The organism is Mesorhizobium sp. WSM4983 (genome assembly GCF_029625765.1).
Taxonomy (GTDB): domain Bacteria; phylum Pseudomonadota; class Alphaproteobacteria; order Rhizobiales; family Rhizobiaceae; genus Mesorhizobium.
This window is the reverse complement of record NZ_JARTVM010000002.1, coordinates 294,445-307,310: the sequence shown is the minus strand read 5'-3', so window position 1 is coordinate 307,310 and position 12,866 is coordinate 294,445. Positions and strand designations below refer to the sequence as shown.

13 protein-coding genes are annotated in these 12,866 nt (G+C 64.8%); 5 read left to right on the top strand and 8 right to left on the bottom strand.

Going from position 1 to position 12,866, the window contains the following annotated elements; all coding sequences use genetic code 11:
* Positions 1-10 precede the first annotated feature (10 nt).
* Positions 11-772, top strand: a complete 762-nt coding sequence (locus P9254_RS08745; protein WP_127325059.1) for an SDR family NAD(P)-dependent oxidoreductase — start codon at positions 11-13, stop codon at positions 770-772.
* Between the two features lie 19 nt (positions 773-791).
* Here P9254_RS08745 and P9254_RS08740 read toward each other — a convergent pair whose 3' ends face one another.
* Positions 792-1,232, bottom strand: coding sequence for a GFA family protein (locus tag P9254_RS08740; RefSeq protein ID WP_278053225.1), 441 nt, complete (start codon positions 1,230-1,232; stop codon positions 792-794).
* A gap of 499 nt (positions 1,233-1,731) precedes the next feature.
* Between P9254_RS08740 and P9254_RS08735 the strand changes: the two genes are divergently transcribed.
* Together P9254_RS08735 and P9254_RS08730 are read left to right on the top strand one after the other, a co-directional pair.
* Positions 1,732-3,105 carry a glutamine synthetase family protein gene (locus P9254_RS08735; protein WP_127403893.1) on the top strand — a complete coding sequence of 458 codons (1,374 nt, stop codon included), beginning with the start codon at positions 1,732-1,734 and terminating at the stop codon, positions 3,103-3,105.
* A 2-nt stretch (positions 3,106-3,107) separates the two neighbouring features.
* Entirely contained in the window at positions 3,108-4,400 is a 1,293-nt protein-coding gene (locus P9254_RS08730; protein WP_278053223.1) for an NAD(P)/FAD-dependent oxidoreductase, read from the top strand.
* A gap of 81 nt (positions 4,401-4,481) precedes the next feature.
* On the opposite strand, the gene P9254_RS08725 is transcribed toward P9254_RS08730, so the two are convergent.
* From P9254_RS08725 to P9254_RS08700, 6 genes are all read right to left on the bottom strand, one after another.
* On the bottom strand, positions 4,482-4,988 hold the full coding sequence (locus P9254_RS08725; protein ID WP_278053222.1) for an L-2-amino-thiazoline-4-carboxylic acid hydrolase: 507 nt from the start codon (positions 4,986-4,988) through the stop codon (positions 4,482-4,484).
* Entirely contained in the window at positions 4,985-5,764 is a 780-nt protein-coding gene (locus tag P9254_RS08720; RefSeq protein WP_278053221.1) for an ABC transporter ATP-binding protein, read from the bottom strand. Before P9254_RS08720 ends, P9254_RS08725 begins: the two co-directional genes overlap by 4 nt.
* On the bottom strand, positions 5,761-6,639 hold the full coding sequence (locus P9254_RS08715; protein WP_278053219.1) for an ABC transporter ATP-binding protein: 879 nt from the start codon (positions 6,637-6,639) through the stop codon (positions 5,761-5,763). The genes P9254_RS08720 and P9254_RS08715 overlap by 4 nt, the downstream gene beginning before the upstream one ends.
* Positions 6,636-7,466 carry an ABC transporter permease gene (locus tag P9254_RS08710; protein WP_095823543.1) on the bottom strand — a complete coding sequence of 277 codons (831 nt, stop codon included), beginning with the start codon at positions 7,464-7,466 and terminating at the stop codon, positions 6,636-6,638. Before P9254_RS08710 ends, P9254_RS08715 begins: the two co-directional genes overlap by 4 nt.
* Positions 7,463-8,449 (bottom strand): ABC transporter permease, encoded by a 987-nt coding sequence (locus P9254_RS08705; RefSeq protein ID WP_067319001.1) that lies wholly within the window; start codon positions 8,447-8,449, stop codon positions 7,463-7,465. The genes P9254_RS08710 and P9254_RS08705 overlap by 4 nt, the downstream gene beginning before the upstream one ends.
* A 116-nt stretch (positions 8,450-8,565) precedes the next feature.
* Positions 8,566-10,176, bottom strand: coding sequence for an ABC transporter substrate-binding protein (locus P9254_RS08700; protein ID WP_278053215.1), 1,611 nt, complete (start codon positions 10,174-10,176; stop codon positions 8,566-8,568).
* A gap of 342 nt (positions 10,177-10,518) precedes the next feature.
* Here P9254_RS08700 and P9254_RS08695 point away from each other — a divergent pair, with 342 nt between their 5' ends.
* Both P9254_RS08695 and P9254_RS08690 read left to right on the top strand, forming a co-directional pair.
* Positions 10,519-11,709: a M24 family metallopeptidase gene (locus tag P9254_RS08695; RefSeq protein WP_278053213.1), complete on the top strand. Its 1,191-nt coding sequence runs from the start codon at positions 10,519-10,521 to the stop codon at positions 11,707-11,709.
* Positions 11,710-11,893: 184 nt separating this feature from the next.
* The gene (locus P9254_RS08690) at positions 11,894-12,301 is read left to right on the top strand and encodes a nuclear transport factor 2 family protein (RefSeq protein ID WP_067318995.1); all 408 of its coding nucleotides are present in this window, start codon (positions 11,894-11,896) and stop codon (positions 12,299-12,301) included.
* 142 nt (positions 12,302-12,443) lie between these two features.
* Here the strand turns inward: P9254_RS08690 and P9254_RS08685 are convergent, their stop codons facing one another.
* Positions 12,444-12,866: a cupin domain-containing protein gene (locus P9254_RS08685; protein ID WP_067318993.1), complete on the bottom strand. Its 423-nt coding sequence runs from the start codon at positions 12,864-12,866 to the stop codon at positions 12,444-12,446.

Here is a 12,866-nt window from a genome sequence, read left to right as displayed (position 1 = left end):
AGACAGATCCATGATTTTGAAAGATCGCATCGCCGTGGTGACGGGCGCCGGGTCGGGCATCGGGCGCGCCGGCGCCATGATCATGGCGCGGGAAGGGGCTGTCGTGGTGATCGCCGACCGGGATCCGGCGGCAGGCGAGGCCACGGCGGCCGCTATCCGCGCAGCCCGCGGCCGCGCCGAAGCGGTCGCGACCGATGTCGCCAACGACACGGCGGTCGAGGACCTCATAGCGGGAACGCTCGGCAAGCACGGCCGGATCGATATCCTGCACAGCCATGCCGGCATCCAGGTCGGCGGCACGCTGACGGAAGTCAGCACCGACGGCATGGACGCGTCGTGGCGGATCAATGTGCGGGCGCAGTTCCTCGCGGCGAAGACCGTCATGCCGGCGATGATCGCGCAGGGCGGCGGCGTCATCCTCAACACTGCGTCCAATTCCGGCGTCTTCTACGATCGCGAGATGATCGCCTATGCTACGTCCAAGCATGCGGTGGTGGCGATGACCAGGCAGATGTCGCTCGACTACGCTAAGCACAATGTGCGCATCAACGCGCTCTGTCCGGGCTGGGTCGACACGCCGTTCAACGAGCCGTTCATCACCCAGATGGGCGGACGCAACGCGATCGAAAACTATGTCCGGACCAAGATCCCGATGGGGCGCTGGGCGAGCGCGGAGGAGATCGCCGAAGCAATCCTGTTCCTGGTCTCCGACCGCTCGTCCTTCATGACCGGCCAGGCGCTGGTCGTCGACGGCGGCGAAAGCATCGGCTGAGGCGCGCTTGGCGAGCGATCTACCGGTCGACGGGATTTCCAAATGCCGGATCGCGGCGTCGCGAGTAGGTGTCGATACGCGGCAGATCGTCGGAAAATTCCAGGCAGGGCAGACGCAGCCGCCAATAGGCGTGGGCTTGTGGCCGAAACCGCTCCGGATGGTCGAAGAAGCCGATGGTGACATAAAGCTCGTCGTTCAGTCCCTCGTCGCGATAGGCGATCGAGGTGCCGCATTTCTCGCAGAAGCTGCGGACGATGCCCCGGGTTTTCGAGAATTCCCTGGGCTGGCCGCGGGTCAAGCGAAACTGGTCCGGCCGGTAACCGATCCAGATGGTCAGCGGGCTTCCGATCGCCCGGCGGCAGTCGTCATCATGGTCGAAGCAGATCCAGAACGGATCGCCCTGCATCTCGGCCGCGATCGCCCCGCAAAAACATGCCCCCGTTTCGATCGTGCTTTCCATCCCATCGCTCCTGATCGTGCTGAATTCCGTCGGCCGCGCTGTGCGCCGGTGGCGTGCTCAGTGGGAACATCAAAACCGGCAGCGAGTTCCTTTGGCCGTGCAACGCGCGGAGTGGTCCCAGCGGGTGGGCTTGCGCCGGAAGCAACGATCGGTCAAACCATAGGCCAGGTTCCTTGAAGAGGTTTGCCGTGCAAATGGAAAAAAGCCGCTCCGGCTCTCGGCTGTTTTCAATTTCGGCCGCAAGAAATCGTCTTTCAGCGGGGCATCACTAGTCATGCGCTGTTGCCGGCACGAGAATCTGCAACGCGCGGAGGAGACCAAGGTCGGTTCGCATGTCGTTCGGGACGGCTGGACCGAGGGGGTATGCGGAGTGCTCGATCCGGCCTGTTGGCCGGCCATCAGGCGGGCGTCCGTCGTTCAGATCACGTAGCTTACTCAGCGCTCAAACCGAAACGGACGTGCCCGCCGAAGCGATTTCTCCTTCGTACGGACATGACCGATGCCTGACAAACTGAATTGCTCATTTCCCAGCGCCGATCCGCAAAGCTGGCTGACCACGCATGGAATAGGCGAGGTCGAGTGCCTGGTGCCCGATGTCAACGGTGTGCTGCGCGGCAAGGCCTTGCCGGCGGCCAAGTTCCTGAAGTCGCTCGAGGACCGTGCGCTCTACCTGCCCAGCAGCGCTTTCCTGGTCGCGATCGACGGCCGCTATTCCGGCTCCATCGATGAAGGGTTCGCCTATCAGGACCCCGACATGCGCATGGTGCCCGACCTGTCGACGCTCAGCGTTGCGCCGGGCGGCGGAGCCGGCAAGGCCTATGTCTTTGCCGATACGTTTCACATGGACGGCCGGCCGTGGATGGCTTCGCCGCGCCATGTGCTGAGGGCCGTGCTCGATCTTTACCGCCGGCGCGGCTGGCACGCCGTGATGGCGCCGGAGCTCGAATTCTACCTCACGGCGCCAAATCCCGATCCGGATCGGCCGCTGACCGCGCCAGTCGGGCGCAACGGACGGCCCGAAAGCGTGCAGCATCCCTACGACATGCAGGCGCTGGAGGAGTTCGAAGCGGTGACGCGTCACCTTTATGACCACGCCGCGGCCGCCGGCCTGCCCCTCGACACGCTGATCCACGAATCCGGCACGGCGCAGCTCGAGATCAACTTCCTCCATGGCGACCCGCTGGCGCTGGCCGACAAGGTGCTGTTGTTCAAGCGCATGGCCAGGCAGGCGGCGCAGGCGAGCGGTATGCACGCCACCTTCATGGCGAAGCCGATCGCGACGCAGGCCGGCAGCTCGATGCATCTTCACATGTCCATCGTCGACGAGCGCGGCGAGCCCCTGTTTGCCGGCAAAGACGGCGAGGACACAGAAATGTTCGCGCACTTCATCGGGGGCCTGCAGAAACACGTGCCTGAAATCATGCCGCTGTTTGCACCGAACGTGAACTCGTATCGCCGCATCCGGCCGGGCCACAGCGCGCCGGCCAATATTGAATGGTCGCATGATAACCGCTCCTGCGGCTTGCGGGTGCCAATGGGCGGGCGCGCCGCGCGGCGGGTGGAGAACCGGCTGCCCGGCGCCGACGCCAATCCCTACCTCGCCATGGCCGGCTCGCTCATCGCCGGATATCTCGGCGTCGAGGAGAAGCTGGCCCGCTCGCCGGAGGCCTTCGGCAACGCCTATCGCAGCCAGAGCACGCTGCCCAAGACCATGGAGGAAGCGCTCGACCGTTTCGCCGCCTGCGAGCCGGTGCGGGTGCTGCTCGGGGAGGATTTCTTCCAAACCTATCTGCGCGTGAAAAGCGTAGAGCTCGACCTGTTCCAGACCGTGGTGACGTCGTGGGAACGCGACCATCTGCTGCTCAAGGTGTGACCATGGCTTCGACGGGTTTCAATTCCGGTCTTGATATCGGCAAATCCTATTATGTGGCGACTGCCAATCCGGCGCCGGACCATCCGGCGCTTACCGGCGATGCAGAAGCCGACCTGGTGGTCGTCGGTGGCGGCTGCACCGGGCTTTCGGCGGCGCTCCATGCGGCCGAACGCGGCCTTAAAGTGGTGCTGCTCGAAGGCGGCAAGATCGGCTGGGGTGCCTCTGGGCGCAATGGCGGCCAGATAATCCCCGGTCTGCGCAAGGGCGCCAAGGAGCTGGTCAGAGCGTTCGGGCCGGAGCGGGCGAAGGCGCTGTTCGAACTCGCCTTCGAGGCGCGAGGCTTGGTGCTCGACATTATCGAGCGCCACGGCATCGAATGCGACTTGCGGCTGACCGGCCATCTGGTCGGCGCGGTCAACGGCTCCGACATGCGCGAATTCGAGGAAGAGGCCGAGTGCCTCGCCAAGGTGATGGACTTCCCGCATGTCGAGATCCTGTCGGCGGCGGAGGCGCGGCGCATGGTCGATACGCCTTATCTCGGTGCATCCTTCGAGACGCTCGGCGGACACATGCATCCGCTGAACTACACCCTGGGGCTCGCTGGGGCCGCTTCTGCCGCTGGCGTCACCATCCACGAGAACTCGGTCGCCGTCCGGGTGGAGCGCGAACCCTTTATCCGGGTGTTCACCGACAAGGGCTCGGTCCGTGCCAGGCATGTGGTGCTGGCCGGCGATGCGCTGCTCAACGGGCTCGAGCCGCGCGTCAACAGCCGCATCATGCCGATCGGCAACTACATCGTCGCCACCGAGCCGTTGGGCGCGCGCAACGTCATCCCGTCCAACGCCGCGGTTTCGGACACGCTTTTCGTGGTCAATTACTACCGCATGTCCGCGGATGGCCGCCTGCTGTTCGGCGGCGGCGAGCGCTATACGCCCTCGCCGCCCGCCGACATTGGCGGCTTCGTGCGGCCCCATATGGAAAAGACCTTCCCACAGCTTAGGGGGTGCCGGATCGACCATGCCTGGGGCGGGCTCGTGTCTGTGACGACGTCGCGCCTGCCGCATGTCGGGCATTATGGCGAGGTCTATTTCGCGCATGGCTATTCCGGCAAGGGCGTCATCCTGTCGACGCTGTCGGGCAAGCTGCTCGCGGAAGCGATCACCGGCGACGCCTCGCGGCTCGACCTGTTCTCGACGCTGACGCCGCTGCCGTTCCCCGGCGGCACGGCGCTGCGCGGGCCGCTCTATGTGCTCGGCATGCTGTGGTATGCGATGCGCGATCGCCTCAGGCGTTGAGCGCCGACTTTCCCGTCGGTGCCGGCGACGAATCCGGCGCGGAACTGCACGTCTTCGGCCGAAAGTCAAATCGTCGGCTCGCTAGATGTCGCGGTTGGTCAGCGCGATGTGGCAGCAGCCGGAGCCGTGGCCCGGCGTCCAGGTCACGTTGGCGAAGCGCACGCCGGTTGCTTCGAACAGTCCGCGGTCGAAGGCGCCGGCGATGCGGCAGAGCGTGGCAAGCTTTTCGTCGCTGACGCCGGCCTCGACCCACGCATCCTTCAGCGGGCAGCGCTTCACCTTGAAAGCGATGCGGTCCGGCCCGCGCTCGACGTCGGTCGGATACATGCGCCCGCCATCCGGGCTGACGCAAAGAAACGCCTCACCGATCGCCAGCGCATCACTGGGGCCGAAACCGGCGAAAGCGGCCGCTGCGACTTCCTGGCCGCGCTTTTCGATAGTGCGGATCATTAAAGCTTCGGCCTTCTCGGCGCCAAGTTCGGCGGTCAGCTCATCGAGGAAGAGGCGATAGAGATCGCCCCTGTTGCGAAAGGCGGAGTCGAGCTCGCGCGACAGTATTTCGGCAATGGCTGCGTCGGAGTCGGTCATGGTGTTTTGATCCTATTCAGCCTCGGGGTTGCCGCCACCAGCGCCTTGCCGACCGCCGATTGCGGGCTGGCGATGACGGTGCGGGCGTCGCCGCTCTCGGCGACCCGGCCGGCATCGAGGAGAACGATGCGATGCGCGACGGCGCGGATTACGCCGAGATCATGCGAAATGAAGAGATAGGCGATCTGTTCCTGTCTTTGCAGGTCGAGCAGCAAGTCCAGGATCTGTCCGCGCACCGAAACGTCGAGCGCCGAGACCGCCTCGTCGAGGACGATCAGCGACGGTCGGGCGGCGATGGCGCGGGCGATCGCTACCCGCTGGCGCTGGCCGCCGGAAATCTCGTGGATCGCGCGCGCGGCAAGGCCGGCATCGAGGCCGACACGCTCCAAGAGAGCTGCGATGCGGCGCGGGCGCTCCGAGCGCGAGGCGATGCCGTGGATGCGCAATGGGTCGTCCAGCGCACGCGCCACGGTGGAGCGCGGGTTAAAGGCGGCGAGCGGATCCTGGAAGACCATCTGGAGGCGGGCACGGCGGGCGCGCAACGCGGCGCCCGACAAGATAAGCAAGTCCGCGCCCTCAAATTGGATGCGCCCGGCGTCGGGCTCTAGCAGGCGCAGTACCAGCCGCGCAATCGTCGACTTGCCGCTGCCGGACGGGCCGGCGACGGCCAGCGTTTCGGCCGGGCCGATCTCAAACGAGACATCGTCGACCGCCGCAAAAGGTTTGCCGCCGTGGCGATAGCGCTTGGAGAGATTGGAGACGGCGAGCACGGTCATGCCGAGGCGCCTTGCCGGTCAAGAAGCGGCTTGGCGTCGAGGCCGAGATGGGCATCGAGCAGCGTGCGCGTATAGGCATGGCGCGGCGCGTTGAGGATCTGGTCCGTGTCGCCCAATTCGACCAACTCGCCATGGCGCAGCACCGCGATGCGTTCGGCGAGGGTGGCGGCGAGCGCGATGTCGTGGCTGATGAAGGCGAGCGTCATGCCGTCCTCGTTGACCAACCCGCGGATCAGGGAAACGATGTCGGCTTGGACGATGGTGTCGAGCGCGCTGGTCGCCTCGTCGGCAATCAGCAGTTTCGGGGCGGCGGCGATGGCCGCGGCGATTGCAACGCGCTGCTTCTGGCCGCCGGACAGCTGGTGCGGATAGGCGCGCAAGACGGCTTCGGAGTCGGGCAGGCGGACGCGCTCGAGCAGGGTTTTGGCTTTGGCATAGGCCTCGCGCCAGGTGAGGTTGAGATGCGTGCGTGCGACCTCGGCGATTTGCTTGCCGACCGGCATCACCGGGTCGAGGCTGGAGGAGGGGTCCTGGAAGACGAAGCCGATGTCGCGGCCACCTAAGGGCTGAAAATGCGGCGGCTGGCGATCCTGCGCACCCCCCTCTATCCCGCCGGACGACAGGACGGAGGGGGGTGTGAGGGAATGAGACGATCGAGGTTTCTGCCACTCGATCGAACCTCCAACCTCGGCCGCTTCCGCCAACAATCCCGCAACCGCCAGCGCCAGCGTGCTCTTGCCCGAGCCGCTCTCACCGATGATCGCAAGGCGTTCCCCGGCTTCCACATCAAGGCTGATGCCCTTCAGCGCCGTTACCTCGACGCCGTCACGCCGATACCGCACCGTCAGATCGCGGATCGAAAGCAGCGCAGTCACGAGAGGCTCCTGCGTACCGCAGTGCTTTCCACCACGCCCTCGCCGGCGAGGTAAACGCCGAGAACGGTCAGCACCAGCGCGATACCGGGAACGATCGACAGGAAAGGCGCGGTGCGCAAGACAGTGCGGCCTTCGGCGATCATGCCGCCCCAGGTGACGCGGTTGGGATCACCGAGGCCGAGGAAGGAAAGCGCTGCTTCGGTGAGGATGGCGGCCGCGACGATCACCGAGGAGAGCGCCAGCACCGGCGGCAGGGCATTGGGGAGCACCTCGCGAAAGGCAATCTCGAGCGGATGCATGCCGATGACGCGAGCGCCGGCGACATAGTCGCGCTCGCGGATCGACAGCACTTCCGCGCGCGCCACCCGCGCCGGTCCGGTCCAGGCGCCGAGCGCGATGGCCGCGATCACCACTCCAAGCGAGGGGCCGACGATGCTGACGAAGGCCAGCGCCAGCAAAAAACTAGGCACGGTCTGGAAGGCGTCGGTGATGCGCATCAGCACCTCGTCGATCAAGCCGCCGGCGAAACCGGCCAGCGTGCCCACCACCGCGCCGACCAGAAGCGCAGCTGCGGCCGCCGCTAGTCCAACCGCCAGCGAGGTGCGCGCGCCGTGGAAAAGTTCGGCCAGCACGTCGCGGCCGAGCCGGTCGGTGCCGAGCGGCAGCGACCAATTTTGCAACGGCGGCAGCAAGGCCGGGCCGGCGATCGCTTGCGGGTCGCCCGGAAAGAGCAGCGGCGCTGCCAGCGCGATCGCGACGAGCAAGGCGAGGATGAGTGCGCCGGCGATCGCTTCCGGCGTCTGGAAAAAGCGATGCAGCCTCTTCATGCGACCGCCTCGCCGGCACCGACGCGCGGATCGAGGAAGGCGTAGGCGAGATCGACCAGGAGGTTGATGACGATAACGAGCACGGCGCTCACCAAAATGATGCCGAGCAGCAGCGGCGTGTCGCGTCCGGCGACGGCTTCCTGCGCCAGCCGGCCGAGGCCGGGGACGGCAAAGACGCTTTCGATGACAACGCTGCCGCCCAGCATCTGCGCCGATTGCAAGCCGAGCATGGTGACCAGCGGCAGCAGCGCGTTGCGGGCGACATGCGCAAGCACGATGCGCCGGCGCGGCAAGCCCCTGGCACGGGCGGCAAGCACGAAATCCTGCCGCCAGGCTTCCGCCATGCCGGCGCGCATCATGCGCAGATAGAGCGCGAGATAGATGAAGCCGAGCGCCGAGACCGGCAGCACAAGATGGGTGGCGATGTCGCCGGCCCGCGCCACCCCGGTCTTGGCCGATGCGATGGTCTCGATGCCGCCGATCGGCAGCCAGCGCAGGTCGACGGCAAAGACGACGATCAGCACAAGGCCGAGCCAGAACCCCGGCACGGCGTAGAGCGCCAGCGAGCCGATCGACAGGAAGCGGTCGCGAAAACTGCCGGGACGCGCACCGGCATAGATGCCGAGCGCCGAGCCGAGGCCGAAGGAGAGCGCGGTGGCGCTGCCCATCAGGATGAGTGTGGTCGGCAGGCGTTCGAGGATGACGTCGCGGATCGGCCGCGAGAAGGTGACGGACTGGCCAAGGTCGAGGTGCAAGAGCGCCCAGAGATAGTTGGCGAGCCGGGTCAGTTCCGACTGGTCGAGGCCCCAGCGGTGGCGCAGCAATTCGATCATGCCGGCATCGCCGCCGGTCGAGACGATATAGGCGTCGACCGCGTCGCCGGGGGCAGCTTCGAGCAGCAGGAAGCTGCCGATGACGACGATCAGCAGCACGAAGACGCTGCCGACGAGACGGCGGCGCAGGAGGGTGAGGGCTCGGGTCATGGCGACGCCATATCAGGGCCAACCCTTGGATGCCGCGTCCGGCAGGACAGAGGGGGGCGCGACGGAACTCTCATTCTCAAAGCTCAGCACCCAGGCAGGCAATCCGCAAGTGCGGATCAACCCGCCAAAAAGGTGTCAGCCCAGTTCGATACCGCCCAGCGCGGGTTGTTGGCGATGTTGCCGACAGTGTCGCGGGCGACGGAAATGAAGCTCCACTCGGCGACGTTGATCAGCGGCAGGTCGGCCGCCACCATTTTCTGGAATTCCTTGTAGAGCTCGGTGCGGGCGGATGTGTCGAGCGTCTCTGACGCTTTGGCGATCAGCGCATCCAGGTCGGCGTTCTTGTAGCCGCCCTGGTTGGAGAAGGGCACGCCGTCGGGGATGCCGCTCTGCACCAGGATGGTGGTCGAGATCGCCGGGTCGCCGCGGAACACCGGCGGGCCGACGGCGAGGTCGAAGGCGTGGTCGGTATAGACCGCCTTCATATGGGCGGCCGAGTCGTTGTTGACGATTTGGGCGTCGATGCCGATTACGGCCAGCGCCTGGCGCAGGTAATCGCCGAACTGCTTGGTCTCATTGAAGTACGGCGCCGGCAGCAGCTTCAGTGCAAAGCGCTTGCCGTCGTCGGCCCGTTTGTAGCCGGCCTCGTCGAGCAGCTCGTTGGCCTTGGCGACGTCGAAGGGGTAGATCGGGACGTCGGCAGTGTAGAATTGCGGATCGTTCTTCGGCACCGGACCGGTTGCGGTCGCGGCGTAGCCGAGGAAAATTGTCTTGACGACGAAATCCTTGTCGATGGCATGCGCGATCGCCTGCCGCACTTTCAGGTCCGCCAGTTCCTTGCGGCGATGGTTGATCTCGACGACGAGCTGGTAGGTCAGCCCCTCATAGCCCTTGGTGATGACCTTCAGGCCCGGCACCTTTGAGATGCGGTCGAGGTCGGCGAGCGGCACGGCGGAGAAGGCGGCGAGCTGGATTTCTTCCGCCTCGAGCGCCGCAGCCGCAGAGGTTCGGTCGGGCAGCACCTGGTAGACGATCTCGTCGAGATAGGGCTCGTCCTTGTCCCAATAGGCATCGTTCCGCGCAAGCCGATAGTACTGGCCGGCCTTGTATTCGGCGAATTTGAACGGGCCGGTGCCGACAGGAGCGTTGTTGGCCGGGTTGTCCTCGATCTTGCCCACCTCATAGACGTGCTTCGGCACGACGCTGCTCAATGCCGGCAGCGCGTTGCGGATCAGCTGGAACGGCGTCGGCTTGGCGAATTTGAACACGGCCGTCAGCTTGTCGGGCGTGTCGACGGCTTCAAGGTCCTTGAACACCGTGCGGCCGAGATTCTGCAGAGGCTTCCAGACCTGCAGCGCGGAGAAGGCGACGTCGGCGGAGGTGAAGGGCTTGCCGTCATGCCATTTGACGCCGTCGCGCAACTTGAAGGTCACCGACCGGCCGTCGGCCGCGCCTTCCCAGGAAAGCGCAAGGCGCGGCTGAAGCCCGTCCTTGCCGTCGAAGGAGGCCTCGGCCAGCGTCTCGACCACCTTGCTGGAGATGAAGAAGACGCCGTTGGACGCGACAATAGCCGGATTGAGGTTGCGCGGCTCGGAGTCGGCGGCCACGATCAACCTGCCACCCTTCTTCGGCGTCTGCGCCCCGCCGATGGCCGGCAACGCGGTCGAGGCCAGAAGCAGTGCCGAGCCGGCCAGCAGGCCGCGGCGTGAAATCGGCAATCCGGACATCCTCAAGCTCCCCTCTTCACCCGCGACCGGCGCGGGCAACCTCAAAATCAGCGGGATTATGGCCCTTGGCAAAGGTTTCGCCAGAGACGGATTTGGCCCATGCTGGCTTGGCTCTGAAATTTTCGTCCGCTGGACCAGTTATATTCGGTCTGCGGTCGCGACTATCTGGTAGGACCAGACTAAGCCGTACGCGGCCTCAAGCCAAGTAGGAGAGGGCGGGATCAGCCGGATGCTGTCAACGCTGGCTGGACCAGAACGGTCAAGATGGTGCAGATTTGGCCGCAAACGGCAGTTTCAGGATGTTTGACTGCTTGAGCGGCCGAGGAAATCAGGGAGGGAATGATGAACATCGCTCCAGGCAAAACCGAGGCCAGCGGCATCCCGTTCGACCAGGCCCGGGTGGACCGGCTGATGGAGGAGGCCGGCATCGATGTGCTTTTCGCCACCTCCAAGCACAACACGCAATATCTGCTCGGCGGCTACAAGTTCATCTTTTTCGCGGCGATGGACGCCATCGGCCATAGCCGCTACCTGCCGATCGTCCTCTATGAAAAAGGCGGGCGGGAGCATGCGGCCTATATCGGCAACAAGATGGAAGGCGGCGAGCACGAGAACCATCCGTTCTGGACACCGACATTGCATGCGGCCTGCTGGGGCACGCTCGACGCCGCCAACCTTGCCGTCGAGCATCTGCAGAAGATCGGCAAGGGTGCTGCCCGCATCGGCATCGAGCCTGCTTTCCTGCCGTCGGACGCTTACTCGCTGATCCGCAAGGCACTGCCGGACGCGAAGCTGATCGATGCCACCGGCATGTTGGAGCGCATGCGCGCCATCAAGACCGAGGCCGAACTGGAGAAGCTGCGCACCGCCTCGGAACTAATCACCGATTCGATGCTGGCGACGATCGCCTGGGCGCGCGAGGGCACGACCAAGACCGACATCATCGAGCAGTTACGGCGCGAGGAGACCAATCGCGGCGCGCATTTCGAATATTGTCTGCTGACACTGGGTGCCAGCCACAACCGTGCTGCGTCGAGCCAGGCGTGGAAGCAGGGCGAGGTGCTGTCGATCGATTCCGGCGGCAACTATCACGGCTATATCGGCGACCTCTGCCGCATGGGTATTCTTGGCGAGCCGGATGCCGAGCTCGAGGATCTGCTGTCCGAAGTCGAGTCGGTTCAGCAGGCCGCGTTCTCCAAGGTCAAAGCCGGCACGCTCGGCGGCGACATGATTGCGCATGCCGAGAGCGTGCTGAAAGCCTCGAAGGTCGCGGCCTTCACGGATTTCTTCGCTCACGGCATGGGGCTGATCACGCATGAAGCGCCGTTTTTGATGACCAACCATCCGGTCACCTATGAAGGCACCTATGCGGCCAAGCCGCTGGAAAAGAACATGGTGCTTTCGGTCGAGACCACCATGCTTCACCCGACGCGCGGCTTCATCAAGCTCGAGGATACCGTGGCGGTGACCGACACAGGCTATGCGATGTTCGGCGATCGCGGGCGTGGGTGGAACAGGGGCGGGATCGCCTAGAGCGTGCTCGGGTAACCAATCACTCCGAATGACCGAGTTCAAACCTCGGGGCGGCTTCTGCGGATTGATGGGAAACAAGCTTCGTCGTGCGCGCCCGCCGTCCTGGGTGTATCTTGCTGACTTGAGTTGTGGCCCGGCGCCTCCTACCAGACCGATTACGTCGGGCCGGTAGCAGGAGGAAGTTATGGCAGACGTAACATCAAGAAATCAGAACTCCGAGCTCATTCGGCGGGGTTACGCCGCCTTCAACTCCGGAGACATGGACACGCTTGCGCAAATCATTGACGAGAAATGCACGTGGCACAGCCCGGGAAGGAATCCGATCGCCGGGGACTACAAAGGCCGTGAGGCGACTTTTGCCCAGTTCGGCCGTTATGGCGGGCAAACCCTTGGCACCTTCAGGGCGAATCTTCTGCATGTCATGGAAAGTGAGGACGGTCGTGTAGTCGGCGTCCATCGCAATACCGGGGAACGCAACGGCAAACAGCTTGATGTGCTCTGTTGCATCGTCTTCGACATCAGGGCCGGCAAGGTAGTCGATGGCCGGGAACACTTCTACGACCTCTACGCCTGGGATGCATTCTGGGCTTAGCCTGGAGGTGCTATTCGCGGCAACTCGCACGAGACTGTGCGCGATATCTCCGCACACCTGTTTGCTGTAGCCCCCATACATACCTGGAGAGGTGATTGCGAAGCAAACCGGTGGGCGAATAACGCCCGCAAGCGAGTTGCCATCAATTGCTTGCCTCTCGCGGCAGCAGCTTGAAATCCGGCAGGTCACGCAGCGCTAGCTCGGGGCCGGCCGGCGAATAGACGACGAAAAGCTGCATCGGCTGATCGCCCGTGTTGAGCGTCGAGTGGAAGCGGCTTTCCGGCACATAGACGGTGCAGCCGGGACCGACCTTGGCGACCACCGGATTGCCCTTCTCGTCCTCGACCATCTGTTCGCCATGGCCGGAAATCACGAAGATGATCTCCTCCGCGCCTGGGTGGTTGTGGCGGGTGTGCCCCTTGCCGGGCGGCAGGTCGACGACGCCGCCGGAGAAGCGCTCCGCGCCGTTCACTTCCGGCGCGACCGTGAGGGCCAGCTTGCCCCAGTCGAAGCCGAAGGCGCTGACCTCCTTCGGATAAACGAACACCTTGCTCTTGTCGGCCAT

What these genes read in the sequence shown, in the direction of transcription:
- P9254_RS08685 (WP_067318993.1), bottom strand. Translation starts at nt 12,866, where the DNA reads ATGGCCGACAAGAGCAAGGTGTTCGTTTATCCGAAGGAGGTCAGCGCC.
- P9254_RS08725 (WP_278053222.1), bottom strand. Translation starts at nt 4,988, where the DNA reads ATGACCGACTCCGACGCAGCCATTGCCGAAATACTGTCGCGCGAGCTC.
- P9254_RS08745 (WP_127325059.1), top strand. Translation starts at nt 11, where the DNA reads ATGATTTTGAAAGATCGCATCGCCGTGGTGACGGGCGCCGGGTCGGGC.
- P9254_RS08705 (WP_067319001.1), bottom strand. Translation starts at nt 8,449, where the DNA reads ATGACCCGAGCCCTCACCCTCCTGCGCCGCCGTCTCGTCGGCAGCGTC.
- P9254_RS08695 (WP_278053213.1), top strand. Translation starts at nt 10,519, where the DNA reads ATGAACATCGCTCCAGGCAAAACCGAGGCCAGCGGCATCCCGTTCGAC.
- P9254_RS08710 (WP_095823543.1), bottom strand. Translation starts at nt 7,466, where the DNA reads ATGAAGAGGCTGCATCGCTTTTTCCAGACGCCGGAAGCGATCGCCGGC.
- P9254_RS08700 (WP_278053215.1), bottom strand. Translation starts at nt 10,176, where the DNA reads ATGTCCGGATTGCCGATTTCACGCCGCGGCCTGCTGGCCGGCTCGGCA.
- P9254_RS08730 (WP_278053223.1), top strand. Translation starts at nt 3,108, where the DNA reads ATGGCTTCGACGGGTTTCAATTCCGGTCTTGATATCGGCAAATCCTAT.
- P9254_RS08690 (WP_067318995.1), top strand. Translation starts at nt 11,894, where the DNA reads ATGGCAGACGTAACATCAAGAAATCAGAACTCCGAGCTCATTCGGCGG.
- P9254_RS08740 (WP_278053225.1), bottom strand. Translation starts at nt 1,232, where the DNA reads ATGGAAAGCACGATCGAAACGGGGGCATGTTTTTGCGGGGCGATCGCG.
- P9254_RS08735 (WP_127403893.1), top strand. Translation starts at nt 1,732, where the DNA reads ATGCCTGACAAACTGAATTGCTCATTTCCCAGCGCCGATCCGCAAAGC.
- P9254_RS08720 (WP_278053221.1), bottom strand. Translation starts at nt 5,764, where the DNA reads ATGACCGTGCTCGCCGTCTCCAATCTCTCCAAGCGCTATCGCCACGGC.